The sequence below is a fragment of the Embleya hyalina genome (assembly GCF_003967355.1).
GTDB classification, from domain to species: Bacteria; Actinomycetota; Actinomycetes; order Streptomycetales; family Streptomycetaceae; genus Embleya; species Embleya hyalina.
This window is the reverse complement of sequence record NZ_BIFH01000015.1, coordinates 463,565-488,643: the sequence shown is the minus strand read 5'-3', so window position 1 is coordinate 488,643 and position 25,079 is coordinate 463,565. Positions and strand designations below refer to the sequence as shown.

Here is a 25,079-nt window from a genome sequence, read left to right as displayed (position 1 = left end):
TGGCGTACAGTTGGGTTCACCGACGCGGGGTGGAGCAGCTCGGTAGCTCGCTGGGCTCATAACCCAGAGGTCGCAGGTTCAAATCCTGTCCCCGCTACTTTAGACCGCAGGCCCGACATGAAAATGTCGGGCCTGCGGCGTTTTTTGGGAACGGATCCGCCACCGTCGGTTCAGGCGGTGATTCCGGCGACCAGGCGCGCGCGGTCGGTGAAGTCCTTGACCGCGCGGACGTCGGAGTACGGCTTGAGGCCGACGAGCAGGTTGTTCAGGTAGGCCGCGTTGCGGGACGAGTGCACGCGGTCGGCGATCTCCAGCGCCTGCCGGCCCGCCGCGCACGCCGCCTCGACCTCGCCCGCGCGCAGCTCGGCCTGGGCGCCCACCGCGAGCCGCAGGCCGTGCGAGCGCTGGTACGCCTCGCCGCGCAGCCCGGCCAGCGCCTGCACGGTGAAGTGCCGGGTGCGCTCGGGCACGCCGAGGTCGCGGTAACACTCGGCGCCGTCGGCGCACAGCCTGTCCCAGGTGAAGAAGTCGATCCACTCCGGGTCGTCGTCGCCGGAGCGGGCCCGCTCCAGGTGCGCCTCGGCCGCGTTCAGCGCCCGCCCGCACCCGGCCGCGTCGCCCCCGCGAGCGTGCGCGCGGGCCTCGACCAGGTGCAGGAAACCGGTCACCCGCGAGGTGGCGATGCCCTTGTTGCGCTCGATGGCGGCCTGGGCCAGGTCGACCGCGATGTCGGGGTTGCCGCGATAGGTGGCCTGCAGGCTCATCGAGGCGAGGATGTACCCGCCCAGCGGCACGTCGGCCGCCGCCCGGGCCAGCCGCAGGGCCTGGATGTAGTACCGCTGCGCCACCTCGTGCTGCCCGGTGTCGAAGGCCATCCACCCCGCCAGCCGGGAGAGTTCGGCCGTCGCGCCGAACAGCCGGCGGCCCACGTCGTCGTGGTAGCTCCCGCGCAGCAGCGGGGTGGCGTCGCAGCGCAGGCACTCCGGCACCATCGACGCCCGCCAGTCGCCACCCCCGTACTTGCTGTCCCAGCGGCGGGCCTCCTCGGCCGCCTCGCGCAGTTTGGTCACGTCGCTGTGTCCGACGTGCGGGCCGCTTCCGCGATGCTCGGCGCGGGCGTCGGCCGGGGTGATCAACCACCGGGCCATGGGGGTGCCGTAGGCGGTGACGGCGAACGTCCCGGCCAGCAACTCGCGTCGATTCACGTGGTCGTGCCTCCACAGGTCGGTGGCGGTGCGAACTGCCTCCCCGACGTCGCGAGGGAAGGCCAGACCGAGATCGGGATCCACCGGCCGACTGTCGTCGAGGCCGATCTCCTCCAGCGGCACCGGGCGGCCGAGCCGCTCCGCGAGCACGGCCGCGATCAGGTGCGGCACCGGGCCCTGTGGAGTCATGCCCTTGCCGACCCAGCGGGCCACGGAGGTCTTGTCGTAGCGGAGGGACAGGCCGCGCCGGGCGCCCAGGTCGTTGACCCGACGGGCGAGTCCGGCGTTGCTGACCCCGGCGACGCCGAGCAGGTCGCCGAGTCGGCCGTTGGGCCCGCGTTCGCGCGAGCCCCGGGGACGGGCGTCGGCGGGGTCGGAGGTCGCGGGTCGCGACGCCGGGGAATCGAGCAGGGGTCTCGCGCCGGCGCCTGCCGGGGAATCGCCGAAGGAGTCGTCGGCCCCGGCCCCGACGCCTCCGCCTACCACCCCCGGATCCGGGACCTCCCGGTCCTCGATGCCGGGGCTCGAACGCCCCGACTGATCCTTCTTGGGACTGCCGCGCATAGTTTGCCCCCAAAGGCAACCCTCCGTCCGCCTCAGCGTAACCGGACCGGCCACACTCGGTAAGGGAGATATTCGCCAATCCGGGGTGTCATCCGAGGTGTTGCGCCCGATCCGGCCCTTCGGGCCGCCCGCGGGGCAACGCTCGGCCAAGCAATCACCAAGCCGGGGGGTCAATCATTGACAGACCGCACTTGACGACACGTCAGTACGCAGGCACGGTCAAAAGGAACCATGCGCCGGGTGCGTGTCCCCGTGCGCCGTCGAATGCGCTCTACTCAGGCTTGCCTAACCTTGGTTACATGGAACCGTCGGAGCCTGTACGGCCGGCATCCATGGTGGGTTTGCGCGGTGCCGTTTACCCGAAGGGGGTCGAGATGCGCTGGTTCGCAGGGACGTCCGAGAGCCCGAGCGTGGCCCGGCCGACCGGGGCCAGGACGCTGTGGGATGGCTCCGATCCGCTGTGGCTGGTGGGCAATTGGCCCGCCGACGAGGTACGGGTGGTCAGTCGGGGCAGGTTGCGGATGGCCGTGCTCGGCGTCTGCGGCGCCACCGACGCCGAACTCGAGGTCGGCCTCGCGGTGGCCCGAGGTGGGGCGCTGCGGCACCTCACCGGCTGGGCGGGCAGCTACCACGTGGTGCTGCGCACCGGTCGGCGTACCGTGGTGCTGGGCGATCTCGCCGGTGTCCGCCAGGTGTTCCACGCCGACCCGGGCGACGGCGTGGTCTACGCCTCGCACGCGCTTCCGCTCGCCGACCTGACCCGGGCGGGCCTGGACACCGAGGCGTTCGCGGCCCGACTCGCCTGCCCCGACGTGCCCGAACTGGTCGCCGGGCGCTCGATGTTCACCGGCGTGAGCCGGCTGGAACCAGGCCATGCGCTCGAACTCACCCACGGCGTGGCCCGCGTGCGGCTCTACGAACAACACCGCTCTCCCCTGGACTTCCCCGGCGCGGCCGACGCGCTCGGGCGCGCGCTCACCGACGCGGTGGGCCGGCGGGTGGCCAAATCCGAGCGTCCGGGCGCCGATCTGTCCGGCGGGCGCGACTCCGCGGTGCTCGCGCTGCTCGGCGCGCGCTCGCTCACCAAGGGCACCGCGCGCGACCTGGTCGCGGTCACCTGGGCCGAGCCGTGCGCCCCCGGCGACCCGGCCTCGGCGGCCGACATCGTGGCCCGCTCGGCGCGGCTGCGCCACCTGGTGATCCCGGGCGGGGTGGACCACCTTCCCTACACCGGCCTCGCCGACGTGCTCGACGGCACGGTGATGCCCGACGAGCCCGGCTTCTCGCTGATCGGGATGGCCCGAACCGGCCGCACCCTGGAGGCCGTTCGCGACGCCGGCATCGACATGCACGTCACCGGCTACGGCGGCGACGCCGTACTGGGCACCCCGCTCGCCTACCTGGCCGACCTCGCGATGGACCGCCGCCGGGTCACCACCGCCCGGCACGCCCGCACCTGGGGGCGCAACCTCGGGATGAGCGGCTTCGAGTTGGCGAGTACCGCGAGTCGGGTCGCCCGCACCACCTTCCCCCAGGCACTCGATCGGCTCGCCGAGGTGTTCGCGGGCTCGGGTCGGGTGGACACGGGCCCGGCCGCCGCCATCGCGTGGTGCACCGCGGCCCCCACGGCGGTCTGGACGACGCCGGACATGCGCCACCGCCTCGCCGTGTCGCTGCGCCGCCTCGCGGGCGAATCGGTGGTCTCCGCCGGATCCGTAGTCGCCGCGGATCCGGCTGTCCACGGCCGTCCGGGGGACCGCGCCGCATGGGTCGCGGTCCGCCGGGCGGCCGAACGGCAACGGGCCTATCAGCAACTCGCCGAGCGGGTCGGGGTGCGGGTCCAGGCGCCCTACCTGGACACCGCCGTGGTGCGCGCCGGACTCGCGCTGCCGGCCTGGGCGCGGGATCGGGACGACGGCCCCAGGGCGCTGCTCACCGCGGCCGTACAGGGGCTGGTCCCCTCGCACGCGCTCGGCACCGTGCACCGGGCCGACTACACCGAGGCCGAGCGGCGCGGGTTGCGGATCAACGCCCGCACGCTGCGGGAGCTGTTCGCCGACCCGCTGCTGGGCGAGCTGGGCGTGCTGGACCCGGTCGAGGTACGGCACGCGCTCGACCTGGCCATCGGCGGCCCCAGCCTGGCCAAGGGCGACCAGGCCGTACGCCCGGACCTGCCGCTGGGCCCGCTCGCCGACATCGTCTCGGCCGAGCTGTGGCTGCGCGGCGTCTGGGAGGGCCGCGTCATGCGCTGGGACGCCACCCCCAGCTCCGCCCCAGGCGTCCGAATCGCCGCCGCAGTGGCGTAACGCCATCGGGCCCGGCCGGCCTCAAGCCCCGGCCGGGCTGTTTCGCCTCAAGCGCCGGCGGGGCTGGGTGGCCTCAAACGCCGGCCGGGCTGTCGGGACCAGGGTGGCGGAGCGCAGTCCGGCTCCGTCCCAGCCACCAGGCAGCCCACCCAGCACAGGAGGCGCCCCAGGCCGGCCATCACCGGAGTCCGCCCGAACCCACCGACAGCGCGAGGCACCCCAACCGCGTCACCAGGCGAGCACAAATCAGCCTCGCCGGCGTTTGAGGCGAACCAGCCGGGCCGGCGCTTGAGGCCAAGCAGCCGGGCCGGCGTTTGAGGCCAGATCAGTCTCGCCGGCGTTTGAGGCGAAGTAGCCCGGCCGGCGTTTGAGGCCAAAGAGCCTCGCCGGCGTTTGAGGCGAAGCAGCCCGGCCGGCGCATGAGGCCAAAACCCCGGTCAGCCCAACGGGAACTCGCACCAGACGGTTTTGCCCTCGTCCGTCAACCGACTCCCCCACGACTTCGCGATCGTGGCCACGATCGCCACACCCCGACCACTCTCGTCATCGGCCGCCGCCCGACGCCGCCGAGGCACGTGGTCGTCCGCGTCGGACACCTCGACGATCAACCGCCGATCCGTGCGCCGAAGGCGCAACCGCATCGGGGCCGCGCCATGCGTGAGCGCGTTCGCCACGAACTCGCTCACCGCCAGCACCCCCAGCTCGCGCAACTCCTCGCCGACCTGCCAACTCGCCAGCACCCCGGACGTGAACGCCCGCCCACGCGCGGCCACCTCACTGCCCCCGAGCAGGTCGAGCGACGCGGTCCGGAACAGCCGCGCCTGCGCCCCCTCGCGCCGCGGCAGCTGCAGCACCAGCATGGCCATGTCGTCGTCGTGCTCCTCGGGCAACTGCATGTGCGCGATCAGGTGGTCGCGCACCGCCTCCGGCTCGCCCGCCGAGGACAGCAGCGCGGCGCCGAGCGTGTCGATGCCCTCGTCCAGATCCTCACCCCGACGCTCGACCAGGCCGTCGGTGTACAGCACCACCGTCGAGCCCGGATCCAGGGTGATCCGTCCCGAGGTGTGCGGCCAACTGGCCCCGGTGCCGAGCGGCGGTCCGTTGGCGTCGTCCAGCTTGTGGATCACGTCGTCGCCGTCGCGCACCAGCGGCGGCAGATGGCCCGCCGTGGAGTACGTGAGCACCCCCTCGCCCGGGTCGTAGACGGCGTACGCGCAGGTGGCGATCTGGGTGGCGTCGATCTCCATCGCGGTCTCGTCGAGCAGTTGCAGGATCTCGTGCGGCGGCAGGTCGAGCCGCGCGTACGCCCGTACCGCCGTGCGCAGTTGGCCCATCACCGCCGCCGCCCGCACGCCGCGGCCCATCACGTCGCCGATCACCAGCGCGGTGCGCCCCGCGCCCAGGGTGATCACGTCGTACCAGTCGCCGCCCACCGCCGCGTCGGTGCCGCCGGGCAGGTACTTCGCGGCCACGATCAGGTCGTCGGGGTTCTCCAACCGCTGCGGCAGCAGGCTCCGCTGCAGGGTGACCGCGGCCTGCCGGTGTCGCCGCTCGCTCTCCCGCAACCGGTCGGTGGCCTGGACCTGGTCGGTGACGTCGACCGCGAACACCAGCACGCCGCGCGTGTCCCCGCCCCGCCCGGCCGCCTCGGGGCGCACCGGCGTGCAGACGAACGTGTAGTAGCCGTGCCTGCGCTCGCTCTCCGGCATGCCCGGGTACGTCTCGCCGCGGTGATCCACCCGTCGCGCCCGCACCGTACGCCCCCGCCCGGTCCGATAGACCTGGTCCATCAGGGTCAGCAGCCCGTGCTCGGCGAGTTCGGGCAGCGCGTCCCGCGCCGGGATTCCCGACCTGCGCGCGCCGAAGACCGCCCGGTAGGCGTCGTTGACGTAACACAGCTCGTGGTTCGACCCCCGGGTGACCGCGATCAGCGCGGGCGCGTGGGCCAGCACGTCGCGCAGCGGGAAGGTGTCGTTCGATTCCTGGCTGCGTGCCGCCGGCACCGAGCGCCGCCGGTCACCGGCCAGCCGGGCGCCCCACCGAGTGATGTTCAACCGCTCGCTTCCTGGAGAGTTCGTTCACGCAAAGCGCATGGAGATATACCGCAGGTGACATCCCCAGTGTGGGCGAAAGTCGGCCGTGAGGGAATCACGTCCCGTGACCGGGCCCCCGTTCGGGGTACCGCAGCAGTGCGCTGTGGCAATGTACGGGACCCGCTCGCGACACACTCAACCCTCGGACAACACGGCAGCCTACGAGCCGGGCGGTCGCACGTGCCTACCCGGTGCGCCTGCGGTCGCCTCGGGTGGCGTACTCGAATTCGGCGCGCGGGTGTTCGATCGAACCCAGCGAGACGATCTCGCGCCGGAACATCAGGGCCAGTGTCCATTCCGCCATGATGCGCATCTTGCGGTTCACCGTGGGCACCCGGCTGAGGTGATATGTGCGGTGCATGAACCAGGCCGGCAGGCCCTTGGTCTTGATCCCGTAGACCTGCGCGACACCCTTGTGCAGCCCGAGGGACGCGACCGAGCCGGCGTACTTGTGCCGATACTGCCGCTGCGGTTGACGACGCAGCCTGGCCACGATGTTGTCCGCCAACACCCGGGCCTGGCGCACCGCGTGCTGCGCGCTGGGCCCGGTGAATTCCTCCCCCGGCTTGGTCAGATCGGGCACCGCCGCGCAGTCGCCCGCGGTCCACACCCCCGGTACACCGTCCACCTCCAGCGTCGCCCGGGCCCGGAGCCGGCCCTTGTCGTCCAGCGGCAGATCGGTGGAGAGCAACATCGGGCTGGGCTTGACGCCGGCGGTCCACACCAGCGTGCTCGCGTCGAGTTCGGTGCCGTCGGAGAGCACCACGTGCCGGTTCACCGCCGACTCCAGACGGGTGTTCAGCCGTACGTCGATGCCGCGTCGGCGCAATTCGGCAACCGTGTACCGGCCCATGTCCTCGCCGACTTCCGGCAGGATCCGGGGAGATGCCTCGACCAGGATCCAGCGCATGTCGGCGGGGGTGATGTTGTGGTAGTAGCGACAGGCGTAGCGCGCCATGTCCTCCAACTCCGCCAGCGCCTCGACGCCCGCGTAGCCGCCGCCGACGAAGACGAACGTCAGCGCGTGGTCGCGGATCGACGGGTCGCGGGTCGAGGAGGCGGTGTCCAACTGCTCCAGCACGTGGTTGCGCAGCGCGATGGCCTCCTCCACGGTCTTGAAGCCGATGCCCCACTCGGCCAGACCGGGGATGGGCAGCGTGCGCGCCACCGAGCCGGGCGCCACCACGAGCAGGTCGTAGGGCTCGGCGTAGGTCTCCCCGCCGAGCAGTTCGACGGTCGCGGTCCTGTTCGCGTGGTCGACGTGCTCGACGGTCCCGGTGACGATCCGGCACCTGGGCAGCACCGACCGGAGGGGGACGACCACGTGTCGCGGCGAGATGGCGCCGGCCGCGGCCTCCGGGAGGAAGGGCTGGTAGGTCATGTAGGACTGCGGTTCGACGACGGTCACCGTCGCCTCTCCCGTTTTGAGTTTCCGTTGCAGGCGCAGAGCGGTGTACAGGCCGACATAGCCGCCGCCGACGATCAGGATGCGCTCGGGCCGAGTCGAGGTCGTCATGCGTCCCACTCTGCCCCTTTCCGGGGTGGGCATCCAGGTGTTCGACGGGTTTCCACCGTCCGTACTGGTGGTGACGAGACGTCAGCGTTCAGCGATATCTTCACAACCGTGCTGTCGGATTCCGCTTCTGGGTCGGGGTCGGTTCGGGTAGTCTCGACGCCCTGGGCAAAGCGGGGTCTGGTGGGGGAATCGACACACTTGCCTTCCGGGGGAGACGCTATGAGCGGCGCTTCGCGCACGCGTACCACCAAGATGCAGGACACCGGAGCCGACGGCATCGGAGGTCGGCACACGACGACGATTCCATCCGCACGCAAGCCGCAGCGCAGCAGGCCGGCCGAGCCGTCACCACAGCTGCGCACCGACGCCCGGCGCAATCTGGAGCAGGTGCTGCGCGCCGCCCGTGAGGTGTTCGGCGAGTTGGGCTACGACGCTCCGATGGAGGAGATAGCCCGTCGCGCCGGCGTGGGGGTGGGCACCATCTACCGCCGCTTCACCGGCAAGGAGGCACTGGTCCAGCGAATCATGATCGCCGAGACCAACCGGCTGACGGCCGAGGCGGTGAACGCGCTGGACGAGGAGCCCGACGCGTGGTCCGCCCTGGCCCGCTACTTACGCCGCGCGGTCGGCTCGGGTGCCGGCCGATTGTTCCCCGCGCTCAGCGGGCGGGTCCCGGTCACCGAGGAGATGAGTACCTCGCGGGCCGAACTCAACGACGCGGTGGGCATGTTGGTCGACCGGGCCAAGGCCGGCGGCCTGCTTCGGGCCGACGTGTCCGACGCCGACATCTCACTGATGATGTCGTGTCTGTTGCCCCCGTCGGGGCTGCCGCATCCACAGCGGTTGACCATCGCCGGTCGCTATCTGGAGATCCTGCTCGACGGGCTGCACGCGGGACATTCCTCGCCGCTGCCCGGAAAACCGTTTACACAGGACGAATTGGACACCTTGTTCCTGAGTTGAGGCGGAGTCCGGAAGTCCGGGCGCCCTCGCGGTCCCGAGGCCGGACCGGCACTCGGCGCCGGCACCGCGACCATCGCCACCACCACCGACCGCACAGTGCCTCAGCCGCGCACCACGAGGACCGGGCACGCGGCATGGTGTACCACCGCCGTGCTGACCGAGCCGAGCAGCAGGCGGGCGAATCCGCCGGAGCCGCGCGAGCCCACCACGACCAGTTCGTGGCGTTCGGACATGCCGAGCAGTACCTCGGTCGCCGTACCCGCGTGGACCTGGACCACCGCGTGGCCGCCGAACGTGTGTTCGCGCTCGCCGTTCACCTCGCTCACCGTGGCCTCGGTCCGGATCCGCAGTTCGGTGAGGGTCCGTTCCAGGTCCTCCTGGTAGTGCGGGCCGGGCGCGATCACCACGTAGCCGGGCGTCGCGGGCTGCGCGGTCACCACGTAAAGCGGCAGTTCGCGCAGTTCGGCCTCGGTCATCGCCCAGTCCAGCGCCCGCCGGGACGGTTCCGATCCGTCGACGCCGACCACGACGCCCTTCGGCTCAGCGTCGGTCATGGGCCCTCCTCGTCCACCGGAAACCGGATGCGGAGGGCCCCATACCACCGGGGCGTCGCGCGCTCACTTCCACGCCGGAATGCCACCCGGACGGCGGGTGGGCCGGCGAACACACACGCCGGCACGGTGTGAGTGGTGAGCGAAGCGCGGACCGGCGCGGGCGCGGACGGCCACGACGCCGGCAGGCTCGGGCGCACGTCGTCTCGGGGCGGGGGTGGGCCGGCGCGGCCGTGGGTGGCCACGGCGCCGGCAGGCTCGGGCGTCGAGCGGCTGGGGCGTTGGGTAGTGCGGGTGTCGGCAGCAGGCTCAGGCGTCGGCGATTCGAGCGTGCAAAGTCGGGAGCGCCGCGCGGGGGGTGGGCGCGGCGCGGCTCGGGTGGCCGGGGGCCGACCGACTCGGGCGCCAAGCGGCTACGGCGCCGGCGGGCCCGGGCTTCGGCAGATCGGGCGTCGACCGGCTCGGCGCCCGCCGCGACCCGAGCACCCGGCGTCCGGTGGGTCAGGCGGTGGCCAGGATCTCCCTCGCCCGCTCCGCCAGGGCCCGCAGCCCGTCGGGGGTGAAGCGGCCGGACGTGTCCTGCTCGCCCATCGCGCCGGCCGTGTAGCGGTCGAGCACGCCGGCGAGGATGCAGGCCAGCCGCCAGCAGGCGAACGCCTGGTACCAGCGGATGTGGCTCAGGTCCCGACCGGTGGCCGCCGCGTAGCGGGCGGCGAACGCGGCCCGGTCGACGAACCCCTCGCTCGCGGTGCCGTCCGCCGGCAGCAGCGTGCCGTCCTCGCCCGCCTCGACCCAGTACATGAGCGTGGTGCCCACGTCGGCCAGCGGGTCGCCGAGCGTGCACAACTCCCAGTCCAGGACCGCGCGCACGGTGCCGTCGGGACCCAGGATCACGTTGTCCAGCCGGAAGTCGCCGTGCACGATCGTCGCGCCCTGCTGCTCCGGCACGGACGCCGCGAGCGCCCGATGCACCTCGTCGATCGTGTCTATCCCGGGCACCCGGGTGGCCTCCCACTGGCGCTGCCAGCGCCGCAGTTGGCGGCCGATGTAGTCCTCGCGACGCCCGAGTTCGCCCAGGCCCGCCGCGTCCACGTCCACCGCGTGGATCGCGGCCAGCACGTCCGCCAGTTGTTCCCCCGCCCGCCGGCGGGCCGTCGGGGTGAGCAGCCGGTTCGCGTCCTCGGCGCCGCGGATCACGTGCCCGTCGACGAAGTCCATCACGAAGAACGGCGCGCCGTTGACCGCGTCGTCCGCGCAGTACCCGAGCACCGGCGGCACCGGCACATCGGTGCGCCCCGCCCCGAGCGCGGCCAGGATCCGGTACTCGCGGCCCATGTCGTGGGCGGTGGCCAGCACATGCCCGAGCGGAGGCCGCCGCAACACCCACCGGCGCGCGTCGGCGTCGGCGACGACGTAGGTCAGGTTCGACCGCCCGCCGAGCACGAGTTCGAAGTCGAGCGGCGGCCGCACAAACGTGCGCTCGGCGAGCCAGGTCGTGATCGCCTCGGGGCGCAGCGCCTCGGACGGGGAACTCTGCGACATGGTGGACTCTCCGCTTCGGTGCTGCTCGGGTGCCGGGTGGTGCGGCCGGCGGGCCGGGGTGCGTCAGATGCCGAGGGAACGGCCGATGATCTCCTTCATGATCTCGTTGGTCCCGCCGTAGATCGACTGCACACGGGTGTCGACGAACGCCTTGGCGACCGGGTATTCGAGCATGTAGCCGTAACCGCCGTGCAGTTGGAGGCAGCGGTCGACCACCCGGGATTGCAGGTCGGTGGTCCACCACTTGGCCTTCGAGGCCGCCACCGCGTCCAGTTCGCCCGCGATGTGCTTCATGACGCAGTCGTCGAGGTAGGTCCGGGCGATGTCCAACTCGGTGTCCATCTCCGCCAGTTCGAATCGCGTGTTCTGGAACGAGCCGATCGTGCGGCCGAACGCGGTCCGGGTCTTGACGTATTCGAGGGTGTGCGCGAACGCCCGCTCGGCACCCGCCACCGCGCTGCACGCGATGCCCAACCGCTCCTGGGGCAGGTTGTGCATCAGGTGGTAGAAGCCCCGGTTCTCCTCGCCGAGCAGGTTGGCCGCCGGGACCCGGACGTCGGAGAAGAACAACTCGGCGGTGTCCTGCGCCTTCATCCCGATCTTGTCGAGGTTGCGCCCGCGTTCGAAGCCGGGCATGCCTCGCTCGACCACGATCAGACTGATCCCCTTGCTGCCCTTGGCCTCGGGGTCGGTCTTGGCGACCACGACCACCAGGTCGGCGTTGATCCCGTTGGTGATGAAGGTCTTGGCGCCGTTGAGCACGTAGTGGTCGCCGTCCCGCCGCGCCGTGGTGCGCACCCCCTGGAGGTCGCTGCCCGCGCCGGGTTCGGTCATCGCGATCGCGGTGATGATCTCGCCCGAGCAGAAGCCCGGGAGCCAGCGCCGCTTCTGCTCGTCGGTGGCGAGGTCGTTCAGGTACGGCGCGACCACCTCGTTGTGCAGCCCGAAGCCCACACCCGACGCGCCCACCCGGGTCAGTTCCTCGGACGCGATGGCCAGGTAGCGGAAGTCGGCCACCCCGCCGCCGCCGAAGCGCTCGTCCACGTCGATCCCGAGCAGCCCCTGCTTGCCGGCCTTCAGCCAGAGCGAACGATCGACGATCCCGTCCTTCTCCCACTGATCGTGGAAGGGCACGACTTCGCGCTGAAAAAACTCCCGAACGCTCTCCCGAAAGGCGATGTGCTCGGGTTCGAGGTGCCGGTCCCTCATGTGTCCACTCCCCCTGCGGTCCCGCGAAGGACCACGCCGGTTCGAACATTCCTACCGGTCGGTAGGTTCCACGTGCACGCATGTTAGGCGCGCTGGGAAGGGGGATCAACCCTTCGGGGCCGAGGGAGCCTGTCTCGGGAACAGCCGAATCCCACCGTCACGGGCGTACGGCGTCGGCCCTCGCCGCCCGGTCCCCGGACAGGTCGCGATGCGGAGACATACTCTGATGGCAGGACCGACACCGACGCGGTTACGACATGTGCGGGCCGCCGCGAGGGGGGCATGTGACGGGCTACATGGTCGTGATCACCACGACCGACGGCAGCGAGGCGGCGGAAGCGCTCGCACGTGGCGGCGTGGAGGCGCGGGTGGCGGCTTGTGCGCAGATCGTCGGGCCGATCCGCAGCGTCTACTGGTGGGACGGGCGGGTGCAGGACGACCCCGAATATCAAGTGTGGTTCAAGGCGCCGGCCGACCGCTTCCAGGACATCCGGGACTACATCCTGGGCGCGCACACGTACGACACGCCCGAGGTCATTCAGTTGCCCATCACCGCCGGATCGGCGGCGTATCTGGCGTGGCTGACCGACGAAACCAAACCCCGCTAGAGATCCCGAAGTTCCGCACGGAACCGGGCGGACCGGCCGAGCGATGCGTCTTCGGTGTCTCGATCACCCATTGGATTCGTCGGGTGATCGAGACGCGGGCGCGCGACTCTCAGATCAGGTGGTCGAACTCCCCGGCCTTGGCTCCGGCGATGAAGGCCGCGAGCTCGTCGCGGGTGTAGCGCAGCGCGGGCAGGTCGGGGTTCTTGGAGTCGCGCATCGCGACGCCGTCGGCTACACCCGCGAGTTCGACGCAGGTGCCGTTCTGGTCGGAAGCGCTTGCCTTGATCCAGACGGCGGCCGTCAGGTCGGCTTCGTACAGCTCGCTCTTGTCCACCGCAGACTCTCTTCCCGTAGTAGCACGGCGATCTTGTCCGCCGGCAGGTCTGTAGACGTCGTGTCAGCGGATCTTCAGGGCGTCGAGAAACGCATCCCACGCGGGCGCGGCATAGCTCTGGACGGGACCGTCCTTCGACTTGCTGTCGCGCACTCCCGTGTATGTGGCCTTGGTGACGTGGCCAACCTCCACGCACTCCCCACCACCGTTGGAGTAGGACGAGGTCCGCCATATTGCTCGGCCTGCGTCTGCGGGGTGCAGGTCCACATGCTCAATCACTGTTCAGCTCTCCTGCCGCATCTTCGATGAGTGCGATCGAGTCGCCTTCGGATAGAGCCGCTTGGCTGAGATCCTCGAAGACTCTGATCAATCGTTTGACGTCGCGCGCTTCTTCTCGTAGCAGCGTGCCCACGATCGAAGCCAGGAACGCGACACTGGCATCCATCGCGTCGGGGAAGTCGAGGAGAGTGACGCCACTGTCGTACGCGCCCGCGATCCCACCGGAGTTGGGAACAACGCGAACACTCACATTGTGCAATCGCGCCCGCTCGACCAGGTAGGCCAACTGCTCCTGCATGACGTTTCGACCGCCGACGTGGATCCGTAGCGATGCCTCGCTCAGGAAGGCGTTCAGGACAAGAGGGTTGTCGCCTTCGAGACGTCTCCGACGGCGCATCCGAACCTCGACCAGGTCGTCCGCCTGATCCGGATTGAATGCATGGAACTTGCCCGCGTGCGTGGCGTGGGCGTATGCCTCGGTTTGGAGCAAGCCTGGAATCAGCAGCGGCTGGTATGTGTGCTGGATAGCGGCTTCGTTCTCGAAGGCGATGAACTCGGTGTAGCCCGCGTTCAAGACGTCGCTGTACTTGGTCCACCAACTTCGTTTGCCTCCCGGCCGACTGCCGCGAGCGTATGACATCAGCTCACGCCGGCTCTCGACATCGACGTCGTAGAGCATGAGCAGGCCCGTCAAGTCGTCGGGGTGGACGCTGCTTTCGCCCTTCTCGATGCGACTCCACTTGGTGCTTGTGCCACCGAGTTGCTTCACGAGCTGAGCCAACGTGAGGTCGGTCTCGGCGCGAAGGCGCCTGAGTTCGCGGGCCAGGCGTCGCCGCTGGATCACGGACCCTGAGTCGATCGGCATGGTTCCTCCTTGGCGCACAGTCTGCACCCGGCTGGGAGCGCACAGCAGTCACTCAAATTGATTTCGTGATTGCGCTCGTGAAGTGCAAGTCGATCTGTAAAGTCACGTATGTCACACGAAGCGTTTTTTTCGTTACTCGACGCAATGGGCGTGAGCCCGCACCCCGCAGAGTCAGGGGACAGCCGTGTCTGCCAGTGCTCTCGAACTTCCTTCCGTTTTGCGGTTGTCGGGCCTTCGGCCCGTGCGGACCGCTCGCGAACATGCCGCGGTGCGGGCCCGGGCCGTCGGGGTGAATGCGGATGATGTCGCCGAGGTGGTGGGGGAGTTGGCCACCAACGCGTTCGTGCATGGGCATCCGACGAGTCCGGTCCTGGTGACTACGCATCTTGCCGGGCCGCTCTTTTGGGTGACCGTGCTGGTTCGGCAGGCGCCGGTGGAGTTGCCGCGGCCCGTGGTGGATCCCGATGCCGAGTCCGGGCGGGGGCTGCTGATCACGCACGCGCTGACCAGCGCGTTTCGGTGCGAGCGGCGGCAGGGCGGCTATCAGGCGTTCGTGGCCGGGTTCGCGGTGCCTCCATGACGGGCCGGGCCGGTTGTCCCGGCTCCGCGCCAACCATGCACAGCCGCACACCCCTTGGAGGCTCCATGACCGAGACCGACGCGGGCGGATAGGCGCTGATCCTGCCCGCCTGGACCGCCCGCCTGGCGCCCGTCAACCACCCCCGGCCGTGGCGGCTGGAGGTCGCGTCGGCGTCCTTCACCGCACCGGCGGCGCGGCAGCAGGCGGCGTTCCATCTCACCGACGCGGACGTGGTCGTGCTCGCCGGGACGCTGCTGTGCCCGCCGCGCCCGGAGGATCGCCCGCCCGGTCGGGCCCGGCTGATCCGGGACGGAATCGGGTTGCGGTTGCGGGTTTTCGTCGAATCCGTTGATGGGGAGCGGCCCGAACCGCGTGCGATGGTCCACCTCCAGGAACACCATCGCCAGGTCCTCCTCGACGACATCGAGCGGCACAGACCGGACCTGATCCCGACCACCACCACGCCCGAACCGCGGTTGTGCCTCGACCCGATGCCCGCCGCCGGACTCACCATCGACCAGGTCGCCGACCTGCACGACCGCCTCGACCGATGGTTGTCCGCCGAGGGCATCCGCGCGGCGATCGCCGACCGCGTCGTCGCCCGCCACGTCCACGCACCGGACAGAAGCCGGTGAACCGCCCCGGCGCCGCCCTCGCGCGGCTTGCCGCAACCGCCGCCGAGCGCGGCCGGCTCGAGGGCCGGCACCCGGATCCCCGGACCACGTCGCACCACGAGCAGCGCGCGTACCGCAGCCACTGTCGAGCCGCCGGTGCCGCGATCCGCGTCGCGGTCGCGTGCGCTCACCGCGACGGCGTACCCGTCGACGCCATCGCCCGCACCGTCGGGTTCTCCGCCGGTTACGTACGGATGATCCTGCGACGCGAGGACCACCTCACGCCGAACGGCCTCCGGACACGGCTCGCCCCGACAGGCGACCGGGCCGACGAGGCCGCGCACGTCGGCCCCGTCGGATGGACCGGACGACCCGTCCACGCGCCGCACCGACGGTGGCGGAGCGAGGGCCACCGCGATCCCGATCCCGGGACGGGGGACGGGAGCGCGGCGGGCCCGGCTACGCCGTCAGGGCCTGCGGGCCGGCGGGCTGTCGGGTGATCGTCGACTCGGCCACCACCGTGCCGTTCTGGGTGGGGTCGAGGCTGTGGCGCATGCGCAGCGCCAGCACCGTGATCAGGATCGAGCAGGCCATCAGGACGCCCAGATACGGGGCGTACAGGCCCGCCCCGACCATCACGCCCGCGAAGGCCGGGCCCGCCGCCATGGCCAACTGCTTCACCAGCGACTGGGCCGCGTTGTACTGGCCCAGCAGGTGCGCCGGGGCCAGGTCGGCGACCATCGGGCCGAGGGTCGGCGCCAGCAGCGACTCGCCCACACCCAGCAGGGCGAAGGTGACCACGATCGTGCTCGCGGCGGCGACCGAGTCGTCGTGGACCAGGCCCGACACCGCCGTCACGATCCAGGCGAGCAGCCAGACCAGGCCCGTGGCCGCGATCACCGTGCTGCGGCGGCGGCGCTGGGTGATGCGCAACACGGTCAGCTGGCCGAGCACGATCACCGCGGTGTTGGCCGCGAGCGCGACGCCCAGCATGCGCGGCGAGATCCGGCTGACCTCGGTCGCGAAGGCGGTCAGGCCCGACTCGAACTGGCCGTAGCAGGTGAAGAAGATCACCGCACTCACCACGCACAGCCGAACCATCGCCCGGTTGCGCAGCAGGTGCCGAAAACCCGCGCCCGGCGTGGTGCCGGCCGGCACGGCCGGTATCGCGGGCAGCCGGACCGTGCCGCACACGGCGCCGAGGACGAGGAACATCGCGGTCTCGATGGCGAACAGCAGGGTGAAGCTGGCGGGCCGCGACTCGTCGACGATCAGGCCGCCGATCAGCCCGCCGATGCCCAGGCCCAGGTTGTTGAAGGTGAACTGCAGCGCGAACGCCCGGGCGCGGGTCGGCGCCGTCGTCAGCCGCACGATCATCGTGGCCAGGGCGGGCTGGATCGCGGCGATGCCCGCGCCGAGCAGCGCCGCGCCGAGCATGACGAACATGCCGGTGCGCGCCAGGCCCAGGGTGAGCGAGCCGAGCGCGGCGACCGTCGCGCCGAGCGCGAGCACCGAACGCGGGCCGCGCCGGTCGATCGCCGGACCGACCATCGGGAGCGCGCACAGCGCGGCGATGGCGAGCACGCTGAACATCAGTCCGGCCTGACCGGCGGACAGGTCTCGCACCCGCGTCACGTATACGAACAGGAACGGCACCGTGAAGCCGCTGCCGAACGCGCTGAGCGCGTTACCGAGCTGGATTCGACGCAGAGCGCCCCGGGTTGCCACCACACACCTCCCGACTGTCGGTCGCGCGGGCCGGCCGTTCCGGCCCGCGGGGATCGGTCCGCGGGCGGGTCTCGGCGGTACGGGGGCGTGACGGGGCAACCGATCCGGCCCGCGCCGGCACGGGGGCATGCCCGTGTCCGGCGAGGGGGATCGCCTGGTCCGCGTCGAGGCGGGTGCGCCGGGGGCAGCCGGGGGTGTCCCGGGCCCGCGCCGGCGGTGCCGCCGTGCCTGATCCGATGGTCCGAGTCCTCAAGCCTGAAGACTTCAGAGCTAAACTATACGGATCTATAGCGTTCGCGTCCAATGCATTACCGGGGACCACCCGGCACCGGTGGTCCCCGCCGACCGCCTACCGCCGACCGGGTCCGCGCGCGACGGACCGGGGGTGCGGAGATGGGATACTTCCCGGCATGACAGAGGGGGCCGAGCAGGCAACGCCGGACGAAGGCGACATCGAGGAATACCTCGCCGTCTTCCAGCGCGAATTCCCCGAGGTGGACCCGCTGGTCGAGACGATCGTGGCGGCGATGTCCAAACTCAACCGCCGGATGAGCGTGGCCTACGGCCGCCAGCTGACGGCGCTCGGCATCACCAACGCCGAGTGGGAGGTGCTCAAGGCCCTCGTCCTGGTCGGCCGGCCCTATCGGCTCAGCCCCGGCGACCTGGCCCGTCGGCTCGGCCTGACCCCCGCGGCGATGACGCACCGGCTGGACCGGATGGTCGCCGAGGAGTTGGTCACCCGGACCCGCGACGAGCAGAACCGGGTGCGGGTGATCGTCGAGCTGACCGGTACGGGTCGCGACGTGTGGCTGCGGGTGGTCCGCGAGGCCGCGGTCTTCGAGGCGGGTCTGCTCCAGGACCTGGGTCCGGCCGAGCGGCACGCGCTGGCCGCGGGGTTGCGCGGGATGTTGACGCGGGTCGAGGAATCCCAGCCGGACGCCGGTGGGCGACTCGACACGGAGTGATGCGGTTCGCCTGCGGCGGGCCGGCGGACGAGAAGAGGACCAGGGCGGATGCGAGTGCGTATTCCGAGGCAGCGTACGGACATCGAGCGGCTGGACCGCCCGCTGCCGGCGGGGCTGCCGCGACCGGCGCCGCGGGTGCTGCGCGCGCCTCGGCCTCGTGGTGCGCGGTCGGCCGAGGACGCGCTGCTGGACTACCGGCTGGTGGTGGCCCGGACCCTGGGTCGGCATCGGCCCACGGGGGAGGGGACCTGCGTGTGCGGGGTGCCGTCGCCGTGTCCGGTGCGGGCGCACGCGGCGCGGTTGCTGGACTGGATCCGGCCCGAGCGGGCGTGAACCCTTCGGGGTGAACCCTCCCGAAGCCTCCGTACCGGGTGGGTTTCTCGGCTAGCGTCCCCAGGACACGGGAGTCACGGGAGGCGTGTGGATGGCCGTATCCGAGGGTGTGTCCGACGGAGCCGCGTACGCCCCGTTCGACCCGACGGCGCTGCCGGCGACGGGGGGTTACTACAAGAAGTTGCCACCGACGCCCTGCACGTACGAAACGACGCCGTTGCCCCCGGACGCGGTCGACGGGCATCCGGTGGTCTGCAAGAACCGCGCCTGTAAGTACTACCGAAGGTCCGACAAGGTCGAATACAAGTCCGGTCCCCGGGCCTACCGCTGCGAAGAATGCATGACCTGGACGGACTGAGCCCGCGATGCTCGTGGCCGCATGGCCCTGTCGGGTCTCCGCCGCGCCCCTGGCCGCGCCCGCGCCGGGTGGCCTCAAACGCCGGCCGGGCTGAAGCTGGGTTCCGTTCGCGTTTCGGCTCGCTTCTGGCCGCGCTTGCGTGGGGTGGCCTCAAACGCCGGCCGGGCTGAAGGTGGGTTCCGTCCGTGTTTCGGCTCGCTCCTGGCCGCGCCCGCGCCGGGTGGCCTCAAACGCTGGCCGGGCTGAAGCTGGGTTCCGTTCGCGTTTCGGCTTGCTTCTGGCCGTGCTTGCGTGGGGTGGCCTCAAACGCCAGCCGGGCTGAAGGTGGGCCGCGCCCGCGCCGGGTGGCCTCAAGCGCCGGCCGGGCTGAAGGTGGGTTCCGTTCGCGTTTCGGCTTGCTTCTGGCCGTGCCTGCGTGGGGTGGCCTCAAGCGCTGGCCGGGCTGAAGGTGGGCCGTGCCTGTGTCGGGTGGCCTTGAGCGCTGGTCGGGCTGAACGCGCGTCCACTCCGGGCGCGAGCCGGAACGTGGACGGCGCCACCTTCAGCCCGGCCGGCGTTTGAGGCCGCCCAGCGCGGGCGCGGCCAGGGGTGCGGCGGAGACCCGACAGGGCCATGCGGCCGCGAGCTTGGTGGGTCGGGCCGATCGTCGGGTGACCCTACGGCCACGCGGCGACCAGGCCCGGCCACGGGCGAGGGCGCCTCCGACGCGGGACGCGCGAGTGCATCATTCCCCGTTCGGGAGCTGGTGATTCCGCTTCGGGGTGGGGGAATTCGGGGATTCCGGCGGAGTGTTCGCCGCCCCCTCCGCGCGTCGCCGCAACCGGCGCAGCCACCAGCGGAATATCCACGCCGCCGCGGTCAGCAGCACCAGCCACACCAGGCCGAATGCCACCCAGAACGCGGTGGGGGAGGGCAGTTGGCCCGGTGGTGTGTCCGGCCAGGCGTGCGCGAGGTCGTCCGGGCGGGTGAAGAGCGGGTGCACCGCCAGCGCCGAGCCGTGATACGTGACCCGGTCCGGCCAGTCCTTGCCGGACCCGAGCGCGGCCAGTCCCGTGGACAGCCAGATCACCGTGGTGCCGGCCACGAGCAACAGCAGCCCCGCGAGCAGCAGGCCGTCCGGTACGCCCCGCGACGGCACCCGCCCCGGGGTGGGCTCGCGCGGTACCGGCAGCCCTCCCGACCCCGCCATCTACGCCGCCGGATCGTCGGCCAACGCCGCCTCGGCCCGCACCCGTTCCTCCACCGCGTCCTCGGTCATCGCCCGGTCCGTGTAGACCATCGGGCGTTCGGTGTCGGTGATCAGGTGCTTGACCACCTGTACGTTGCCGTTCACGTCCCAGACCGCGATGCCCGGGGTCAGCGTCGGGATGATCTCCACCGCCCATCTGGGCAGGCCGAGCACCTTTCCCGTGGCACGCGCCTCGTCCGCCTTCTGCATGTAGACGGTGCGGGTCGACGCCATCTTCAGGATCGCCGACGCCTCCTTGGCGGCCGCTCCGTCGACCACGTCGGACAGGTGGTGCACGACCGCCACGAAGGACAGGCCGAGCCGTCGGCCGAACTTGAGCAGGCGCTGGAAGAGTTGGGCCACGAACGGGCTGTTGATGATGTGCCACGCCTCTTCCACCAGGAAGATGCGCTTGACCCGGTCCGGCCGGATCCAGGTGTGCTCCAGCCACACCCCCACGATCGCCATCAGGATCGGCATCGCGATCGAGTTCCGGTCGATGTGCGAGAGGTCGAAGATGATCAGTGGCGAGTCGAGGTCGATGCCGTCCGTGGTCGGGCCCTCGAACATGCCCTTGAGGTCGCCGTCGGTGAGCCGGTCGAGCACGAGTGCCACGTCGAGGCCCCAGACCCGGACGTCCTTGACGTCCAGGCTGAGCAACTCGCACGACTCCGGCGTCGGATTGCGCAGTGCCTCGACGATGTCCGGGAGTATCGGCTGGCGTCCCGACACGGTGCGCATCACGTGCGTGTGGGCCGCCTTGAGCGCGTAGCCCGCGCGCTCCTGGAGCGCGTGGCCCATCGCCACCTCGATGATCGTGCGCAGCAGTGCCAGCTGGCCGGTCACCGCGATCGCCGGGTCCAGCGGGTTCAGCCGCACCGCGTCGCCGGAGAGGTCGTTCGGGTCGAGCCGGATCGGCTTGACCCCCAGCGCCTCGGCGATCAGGTTCCACTCGCCGACGCCGTCCTCGCCCTGTGCGTCCAGGACCACCACCTGGCGGTCGCGAAAGCGCAACTGGCGCAGTACGTACGTCTTCTCCAGGGCCGACTTGCCGTTGCCGGACTCGCCGAGCACCAGCCAGTGCGGTGCGGGCAGTTGCTGGCCGTACAGCTGGAACGGGTCGTAGATGTAGCCCTTGCCCGAGTACACCTCGCGCCCGATGATCACGCCCGAGTCGCCGAGCCCGGGCGCGGCGGTCGGCAGGTAGATCGCCTGGGCCTGGCCGGTGGACGTGCGTACCGGCAACCGCTGGGTCTCGCCCCGGCCGAAGATCATGCCGGCGAAGCCCTGGGTCAACGTCGAGATCAGACCCGGCATGCGCTCACCCCTTCCCGTCCCGGGCGGCCGAACCGGCCGCGCTCACTTGCGGATACCCGTCGCGAACGGCAGCGTGTTGACGAACGCGCGGTGCTGCTCGCGGTCGCACCACTCCAGTTTGAGGAAACACTTGCCCGCCGAGGCCCGGATCGTGCGCTTGTCCCGGGAGAGCTGGTCCGGATTGCGCGAGGACACCGTGATGTAGCCGACGATGTTCACCCCCGCCGCGCCCCCCGCCAGGTCCTCGCCGCGCTGGTCGACCCGGCCCGTGTGGGCCATGTCGCGCGGGTCGACCACCCGGTTCATCTTGGCCGCGCGCGCCGCGTCGGCGTCGTCGTTGGTCTTCTCGGTGAGCATGCGCTCGATCGCGACGTCGGTCGGCTCCAGGTCCATCGTCACCGCGACGGTACGGATCACGTCGGGGGTGTGCACCAGGAGCGGGGCGAGGAAGTTGACCCCGACCGGGGTCAGCGGCCACTCCTTGATCCAGGCCGTGGCGTGGCACCACGGTTCGGCCGAGTCCGACTCGCGGGTCTTGGCCTCCAGGTAGTTCGGGTGCGTCGCGTCCAACTCCGCGGGCCAGGCGTAGCGGGGCTGCATGCCCTCGAACGCGTCGATCTGGTGTTCGGGGTCGTACATCGAATGGATCAACGAGGCCAGCCTGGCCTCGTTCAGCGGCTGTCGCACCCGGATGTCGGCCTCGGTCAACCGGGCGCACACGTCGGTGAGTTCGCGCGCCATCACCACGCCGATGCCCTTGTCGCCCTTGCCCATCACGTTCGCCTCGGCGGCCAGCTCGCGCGTGTAGTGCATGCACGCGATCAGGTAGGCGCGGTGCTGCTCGGAGGAGGTGGACACCATCGACTGCAACTGCTCGTAGGAGTCCTGCACCCACGCCGGCGCCTGGTGGTCGCCGCGCCGGGCCACGTCCTTGGCGTGCGCGTCGGGGTCGGCCGGCAGCGTGCGGGCCAGCACCTGGAGGCGGGTGACGAAGCCGTCGCCGTTGGCCACGTGCTTGAGCAGCGTGCCGAACCGCTCGACCAGCGCCTCCTGGTCCTCCGAGTCGCGCAGCCCCACGCCCGGGCCCTCGATCTCGATCGCGGCGGTGACGGTGCGCCGCTCCAGGTGCATCAGCACGGTCAGGTCGTCGGGACCGAACGGCACACTCGCCCAGGCCACCCGGCCGACCCCGGGCGGCGCGCCCACCGCGACGCCCTGCCCGGTCAGCCTGGTGCCCGCCTCGGTGACCGCCGAACGATACTTCGCGCCCCGCTTGATGGTGCGCTTGTAGGTCCGGTTGATCTCCCACCACCGGTAGAACGTGCGCTTCTTGTACGGCATGTACACCGCGGCGAAGGCGAGCAACGGGAAACCGACCAGACCCGCGATCCGCAGCACCAGGATCGGCACCACCAGGCCCCAGAGCAGGGCGAGGCCGCCCGCCGCGATGATCAGGAAGATCTCGCCGGGCTCGCGGTTCTTGCCGATGACCGCGGTGGGTTTGGCCTTGCCGATCAGGAAGGTCCGGCGTCGGGCGACCGGTTGCGTTGTCATTACTCTTTACCGTTCCTCGCGTGAGGCGTTGCCGCGGGACTGGCCTTGGGCGGTTGGGTCGGCGTCGGAGCCGGAGCGCCGCCCGATCCCCCGCCCCTGGTGCCATGGGCCGCAATGCCCGACGATACGGCGTTCGCGGTCACCGGGGCAGAGCCTGCGCCGGAACCGGTCGATCCGCGCGAGGCGTGTGCCTGGATGCCCTGCTTCATGTACGTGGCCGGTCCGTTGACCGCCGAGGCCGGTCCGGCGGACTGCATCGCCTTGCGGCTGCTGTGCAGCGCGGCCATGTCGTCGCCGATGCTGGGCACGAACCGGTAGATGAGCACACTGGCGAAAATGGAGAGGAACAGGATCGCCAGGCCCGAGAGCACCGCGGAGAACGCGTCGTCCTTGCCGCCCGTGGTGACCGCGGTGGCCAGGCCGAGGACTATCACGATCACCGGTTTGGCCAGCAGCACCGCGATCATGATCCCGGCCCAGCGCCGCACGTGGTGCCACATCGCCTTGTCCACCAGACCCGAGTACACCGCCGTGCCCAGGATCGCGCCGACGTACAACATCGCGGCGCGGACCAGGAGTTCGACCCACAACACGGCCGCCGCCGCCATCGACAGCAGCGACACGAAGATCAGCATGACCGGGCCGCCGCCGAGATCGCTCGCCGGATCGAGGGCCTTGGAGAAGCCGCCGAGGAACTTGTTGGTGTCCTGTTGGGTGCCGGTCGCGATGGCCGCGGTGATCGCGTCGGTCATCGAGACCGCCAAGTACAGCACCAGCGGGGTGAACGCGGACGCGATCACCGCCAGCCACAGGTAGCCGATCGCCTCGCTGATCGCGGTGCCTATCGGGACGCCGCGCACGGCGCGCTTGGCCACCGCCAGGATCCACAGGATCAGGGTGAGGAAGGTGGACGCGGCGAACACCACCGCGTATTGGCGCAGGAAGCCCGGGTTGGTGAAGTCGACCTGGGTGGTGTCGTTGACCGCGCCGGCCAGCTTGTCGATGATCCAGGTGGCCGCGTCGGCGCAGCCCTTGGCGATCGAGCCGAGCGGGTCGGTCACGGTGCCGAGCGGGCCCGAACCCGGGGCGCCCGGGCCGCCGTTGTTGCAGATGTCCTTGGCGGGGCCGGTGAGCAGATCGCACTCCGGCTTGCTCGCCGGCGCGCTGGGGCTCGTGGAGGCGCCGGGGGAGGCGGTGGCTCCCGGGGAGGCGGTGGCGCCGGGCGTGGGATCGGCCCACACGCGTGTGGCGCCGAGTACGAGCACGGCCTGGAGTGTGGCGAACACCCCGCCGGCGGTCAGGAATCGGGTGCGAAGGCTGCGGTGTTCCCGGTCAGCGTGCATGGCGCAATTCCCCGAACTCCCCGTCGGCCTTGGCGATGTCGTTGGCGCCGGACGGATCCTGCAGTCCGGACACCGGTGTCGGACCCTCCTTCTGGCTGAACTCGGTCAGCTTCCAGTCCCCGTTCACCCACGACAGACGCATCGTGGTGGTGTTCCACGCCTCGGCCACGGGCCTGGTGGAATCGGACCCGGCCAGCCCCACCACGCCCACGCTCCACACCTCGACGGTGGCGGAAGCGGGGGTGTAGGCAATGGACTTGGTACCCATCGGCACGGCCCGGCAGACGAACGTGCGCCCCTTGGGCGCGGTGCCGTCGGGCTGGAGGCCGAACACGGTGGTCTGCGTCCGGAACGCCTGGTCGGCCCGGGCAAGCAGGCCGTCGCGCACGGCCGGATCGGTGATGGTGGTGATGATCGCCGTGCGCGGCTGGGCGCGGAACATCCGGGCCGAGCCGTACGCGACGACGAAGTTGGCCGCGGCGGACTGGGCACCCTCGGCGGTCTGCGGGTAGCCGACGGGCACGCCGGACTCGGTGCGCTCCGGCACCTGCGCGGCGGACAACGGCGGTCCGCCCGCCGGGGTTTCGGGCTCGGCGGAGGAACTTTTCGCGGTGTCGTCCGCGCCGCCCTTGTCGCCGTCGTCGGAGCGGTTCGCGGCGAAGAGCAGCGACACGATGACCACGGCGATCACCACCACGACGCCGATCCCGGACAGTATGGGGTTGCGCCTGGGCTCCGGACCCTCCGGTGAGGTGGTGGGTCTGGGCAGGCGGGTACGCGTGGCGGGTTCCTCGTCGCTCATGGCCTGTCCCCCCTTACCGCGGCAGGCCGGACGTCGCGGACGACCTGCGCGCACAACACAGTCCCCGACGGCCGAGCGCCGCGGGGTTCGGTTGCAGCCGGAACGATCTTCCCAGACGGGAGGTCATACCGGTGGCACCGCGCTGTTGCGTGAACACAGGCTCGATTGTCCGGGAAAGGAACCGGAATTGCTGCTGTGCCCCGAATGCGGAATGGGGCATTC

Annotated in this window: 23 protein-coding genes and 1 tRNA gene; 9 read left to right on the top strand and 15 right to left on the bottom strand. The window is 71.0% G+C overall.

The genetic code is table 11. The features are described from left to right. The first annotated feature begins 23 nt into the window (after positions 1-23). Positions 24-97 (top strand) — tRNA-Met (locus EMA17_RS09845). A gap of 73 nt (positions 98-170) precedes the next feature. On the opposite strand, the gene EMA17_RS09840 is transcribed toward EMA17_RS09845, so the two are convergent. After that, positions 171-1,769 (bottom strand): NsdA family TPR-like regulatory protein, encoded by a 1,599-nt coding sequence (locus tag EMA17_RS09840; protein ID WP_503826233.1) that lies wholly within the window; start codon positions 1,767-1,769, stop codon positions 171-173. 374 nt (positions 1,770-2,143) lie between these two features. Between EMA17_RS09840 and EMA17_RS09835 the strand changes: the two genes are divergently transcribed. Next, positions 2,144-4,075 carry an asparagine synthase C-terminal domain-containing protein gene (locus EMA17_RS09835; RefSeq protein WP_160161358.1) on the top strand — a complete coding sequence of 644 codons (1,932 nt, stop codon included), beginning with the start codon at positions 2,144-2,146 and terminating at the stop codon, positions 4,073-4,075. A 437-nt stretch (positions 4,076-4,512) separates the two neighbouring features. On the opposite strand, the gene EMA17_RS09830 is transcribed toward EMA17_RS09835, so the two are convergent. Both EMA17_RS09830 and EMA17_RS09825 read right to left on the bottom strand, forming a co-directional pair. Beyond that, positions 4,513-6,129 carry a SpoIIE family protein phosphatase gene (locus EMA17_RS09830; protein WP_126636517.1) on the bottom strand — a complete coding sequence of 539 codons (1,617 nt, stop codon included), beginning with the start codon at positions 6,127-6,129 and terminating at the stop codon, positions 4,513-4,515. Between the two features lie 223 nt (positions 6,130-6,352). Then, the gene (locus EMA17_RS09825) at positions 6,353-7,684 is read right to left on the bottom strand and encodes an NAD(P)/FAD-dependent oxidoreductase (RefSeq protein ID WP_126636516.1); all 1,332 of its coding nucleotides are present in this window, start codon (positions 7,682-7,684) and stop codon (positions 6,353-6,355) included. A gap of 219 nt (positions 7,685-7,903) precedes the next feature. On the opposite strand from EMA17_RS09825, the gene EMA17_RS09820 reads away from it, so the two are divergent. Next, complete coding sequence (locus EMA17_RS09820) at positions 7,904-8,647, top strand: TetR/AcrR family transcriptional regulator (RefSeq protein ID WP_235618601.1); 744 nt, start codon at positions 7,904-7,906, stop codon at positions 8,645-8,647. A gap of 101 nt (positions 8,648-8,748) precedes the next feature. Here the strand turns inward: EMA17_RS09820 and EMA17_RS09815 are convergent, their stop codons facing one another. The 3 genes from EMA17_RS09815 to EMA17_RS09805 form a co-directional block, all read right to left on the bottom strand. Further along, complete coding sequence (locus EMA17_RS09815) at positions 8,749-9,201, bottom strand: universal stress protein (RefSeq protein WP_126636515.1); 453 nt, start codon at positions 9,199-9,201, stop codon at positions 8,749-8,751. 498 nt (positions 9,202-9,699) lie between these two features. Continuing rightward, positions 9,700-10,740 carry a phosphotransferase family protein gene (locus EMA17_RS09810; protein ID WP_126636514.1) on the bottom strand — a complete coding sequence of 347 codons (1,041 nt, stop codon included), beginning with the start codon at positions 10,738-10,740 and terminating at the stop codon, positions 9,700-9,702. Positions 10,741-10,803: 63 nt separating this feature from the next. Then, the gene (locus tag EMA17_RS09805) at positions 10,804-11,949 is read right to left on the bottom strand and encodes an acyl-CoA dehydrogenase family protein (RefSeq protein ID WP_126636513.1); all 1,146 of its coding nucleotides are present in this window, start codon (positions 11,947-11,949) and stop codon (positions 10,804-10,806) included. 296 nt (positions 11,950-12,245) lie between these two features. Here EMA17_RS09805 and cutA point away from each other — a divergent pair, with 296 nt between their 5' ends. Continuing rightward, the gene (cutA, locus tag EMA17_RS09800; RefSeq protein ID WP_246126557.1) at positions 12,246-12,557 is read left to right on the top strand and encodes a divalent-cation tolerance protein CutA; all 312 of its coding nucleotides are present in this window, start codon (positions 12,246-12,248) and stop codon (positions 12,555-12,557) included. A 109-nt stretch (positions 12,558-12,666) separates the two neighbouring features. Here the strand turns inward: cutA and EMA17_RS09795 are convergent, their stop codons facing one another. From EMA17_RS09795 to EMA17_RS09785, 3 genes are all read right to left on the bottom strand, one after another. After that, positions 12,667-12,891 carry a DUF397 domain-containing protein gene (locus EMA17_RS09795; protein WP_126636511.1) on the bottom strand — a complete coding sequence of 75 codons (225 nt, stop codon included), beginning with the start codon at positions 12,889-12,891 and terminating at the stop codon, positions 12,667-12,669. A 63-nt stretch (positions 12,892-12,954) separates the two neighbouring features. Beyond that, complete coding sequence (locus EMA17_RS09790) at positions 12,955-13,170, bottom strand: DUF397 domain-containing protein (RefSeq protein ID WP_246126556.1); 216 nt, start codon at positions 13,168-13,170, stop codon at positions 12,955-12,957. After that, a complete protein-coding gene (locus EMA17_RS09785; protein WP_126636510.1) occupies positions 13,163-14,035 on the bottom strand; it encodes a DUF5753 domain-containing protein in 873 nt (290 codons plus the stop codon). The genes EMA17_RS09790 and EMA17_RS09785 overlap by 8 nt, the downstream gene beginning before the upstream one ends. A 184-nt stretch (positions 14,036-14,219) precedes the next feature. Between EMA17_RS09785 and EMA17_RS09780 the strand changes: the two genes are divergently transcribed. Together EMA17_RS09780 and EMA17_RS09775 are read left to right on the top strand one after the other, a co-directional pair. Continuing rightward, positions 14,220-14,615: an ATP-binding protein gene (locus EMA17_RS09780; protein WP_126636509.1), complete on the top strand. Its 396-nt coding sequence runs from the start codon at positions 14,220-14,222 to the stop codon at positions 14,613-14,615. A 230-nt stretch (positions 14,616-14,845) separates the two neighbouring features. Beyond that, positions 14,846-15,250, top strand: a complete 405-nt coding sequence (locus EMA17_RS09775) for a hypothetical protein (protein ID WP_126636508.1) — start codon at positions 14,846-14,848, stop codon at positions 15,248-15,250. Between the two features lie 438 nt (positions 15,251-15,688). Here the strand turns inward: EMA17_RS09775 and EMA17_RS09770 are convergent, their stop codons facing one another. Next, on the bottom strand, positions 15,689-16,960 hold the full coding sequence (locus tag EMA17_RS09770; RefSeq protein ID WP_174861332.1) for an MFS transporter: 1,272 nt from the start codon (positions 16,958-16,960) through the stop codon (positions 15,689-15,691). Positions 16,961-17,367: 407 nt separating this feature from the next. Between EMA17_RS09770 and EMA17_RS09765 the strand changes: the two genes are divergently transcribed. The 3 genes from EMA17_RS09765 (at position 17,368) to EMA17_RS09755 (ending at position 18,613) form a co-directional block, all read left to right on the top strand. Next, on the top strand, positions 17,368-17,922 hold the full coding sequence (locus EMA17_RS09765) for a MarR family winged helix-turn-helix transcriptional regulator (RefSeq protein ID WP_126636506.1): 555 nt from the start codon (positions 17,368-17,370) through the stop codon (positions 17,920-17,922). Between the two features lie 48 nt (positions 17,923-17,970). After that, positions 17,971-18,255 (top strand): hypothetical protein, encoded by a 285-nt coding sequence (locus EMA17_RS09760; RefSeq protein WP_126636505.1) that lies wholly within the window; start codon positions 17,971-17,973, stop codon positions 18,253-18,255. A 91-nt stretch (positions 18,256-18,346) separates the two neighbouring features. Next, the gene (locus EMA17_RS09755; RefSeq protein WP_126636504.1) at positions 18,347-18,613 is read left to right on the top strand and encodes a hypothetical protein; all 267 of its coding nucleotides are present in this window, start codon (positions 18,347-18,349) and stop codon (positions 18,611-18,613) included. A 724-nt stretch (positions 18,614-19,337) separates the two neighbouring features. Here the strand turns inward: EMA17_RS09755 and EMA17_RS09750 are convergent. Genes EMA17_RS09750 through EMA17_RS09730 form a run of 5 tightly spaced genes read right to left on the bottom strand, consistent with a single transcriptional unit; the run spans position 19,338 to position 24,857 of the window. Further along, complete coding sequence (locus EMA17_RS09750; protein WP_126636503.1) at positions 19,338-19,802, bottom strand: hypothetical protein; 465 nt, start codon at positions 19,800-19,802, stop codon at positions 19,338-19,340. After that, entirely contained in the window at positions 19,803-21,158 is a 1,356-nt protein-coding gene (locus EMA17_RS09745; RefSeq protein WP_126636502.1) for an ATP-binding protein, read from the bottom strand. A 42-nt stretch (positions 21,159-21,200) separates the two neighbouring features. Then, complete coding sequence (locus EMA17_RS09740) at positions 21,201-22,712, bottom strand: SCO6880 family protein (RefSeq protein ID WP_126636501.1); 1,512 nt, start codon at positions 22,710-22,712, stop codon at positions 21,201-21,203. After that, on the bottom strand, positions 22,712-24,055 hold the full coding sequence (locus EMA17_RS09735) for a hypothetical protein (RefSeq protein WP_126636500.1): 1,344 nt from the start codon (positions 24,053-24,055) through the stop codon (positions 22,712-22,714). Before EMA17_RS09735 ends, EMA17_RS09740 begins: the two co-directional genes overlap by 1 nt. Further along, positions 24,045-24,857, bottom strand: a complete 813-nt coding sequence (locus EMA17_RS09730; protein WP_126636499.1) for a DUF8175 domain-containg protein — start codon at positions 24,855-24,857, stop codon at positions 24,045-24,047. The genes EMA17_RS09735 and EMA17_RS09730 overlap by 11 nt, the downstream gene beginning before the upstream one ends. Positions 24,858-25,079 lie beyond the last annotated feature (222 nt).

Bases quoted from the DNA above. Each gene is read 5' to 3' on its own strand.
- EMA17_RS09765 (WP_126636506.1), top strand. From the start codon at position 17,368: ATGACAGAGGGGGCCGAGCAGGCAACGCCGGACGAAGGCGACATCGAG.
- EMA17_RS09820 (WP_235618601.1), top strand. From the start codon at position 7,904: ATGAGCGGCGCTTCGCGCACGCGTACCACCAAGATGCAGGACACCGGA.
- EMA17_RS09840 (WP_503826233.1), bottom strand. From the start codon at position 1,769: ATGCGCGGCAGTCCCAAGAAGGATCAGTCGGGGCGTTCGAGCCCCGGC.
- EMA17_RS09805 (WP_126636513.1), bottom strand. From the start codon at position 11,949: ATGAGGGACCGGCACCTCGAACCCGAGCACATCGCCTTTCGGGAGAGC.
- cutA (WP_246126557.1), top strand. From the start codon at position 12,246: ATGGTCGTGATCACCACGACCGACGGCAGCGAGGCGGCGGAAGCGCTC.
- EMA17_RS09835 (WP_160161358.1), top strand. From the start codon at position 2,144: ATGCGCTGGTTCGCAGGGACGTCCGAGAGCCCGAGCGTGGCCCGGCCG.
- EMA17_RS09730 (WP_126636499.1), bottom strand. From the start codon at position 24,857: ATGAGCGACGAGGAACCCGCCACGCGTACCCGCCTGCCCAGACCCACC.
- EMA17_RS09825 (WP_126636516.1), bottom strand. From the start codon at position 7,684: ATGACGACCTCGACTCGGCCCGAGCGCATCCTGATCGTCGGCGGCGGC.
- EMA17_RS09815 (WP_126636515.1), bottom strand. From the start codon at position 9,201: ATGACCGACGCTGAGCCGAAGGGCGTCGTGGTCGGCGTCGACGGATCG.
- EMA17_RS09745 (WP_126636502.1), bottom strand. From the start codon at position 21,158: ATGCCGGGTCTGATCTCGACGTTGACCCAGGGCTTCGCCGGCATGATC.
- EMA17_RS09810 (WP_126636514.1), bottom strand. From the start codon at position 10,740: ATGTCGCAGAGTTCCCCGTCCGAGGCGCTGCGCCCCGAGGCGATCACG.
- EMA17_RS09735 (WP_126636500.1), bottom strand. From the start codon at position 24,055: ATGCACGCTGACCGGGAACACCGCAGCCTTCGCACCCGATTCCTGACC.
- EMA17_RS09785 (WP_126636510.1), bottom strand. From the start codon at position 14,035: ATGCCGATCGACTCAGGGTCCGTGATCCAGCGGCGACGCCTGGCCCGC.
- EMA17_RS09740 (WP_126636501.1), bottom strand. From the start codon at position 22,712: ATGACAACGCAACCGGTCGCCCGACGCCGGACCTTCCTGATCGGCAAG.
- EMA17_RS09760 (WP_126636505.1), top strand. From the start codon at position 17,971: ATGCGAGTGCGTATTCCGAGGCAGCGTACGGACATCGAGCGGCTGGAC.
- EMA17_RS09755 (WP_126636504.1), top strand. From the start codon at position 18,347: ATGGCCGTATCCGAGGGTGTGTCCGACGGAGCCGCGTACGCCCCGTTC.
- EMA17_RS09750 (WP_126636503.1), bottom strand. From the start codon at position 19,802: ATGGCGGGGTCGGGAGGGCTGCCGGTACCGCGCGAGCCCACCCCGGGG.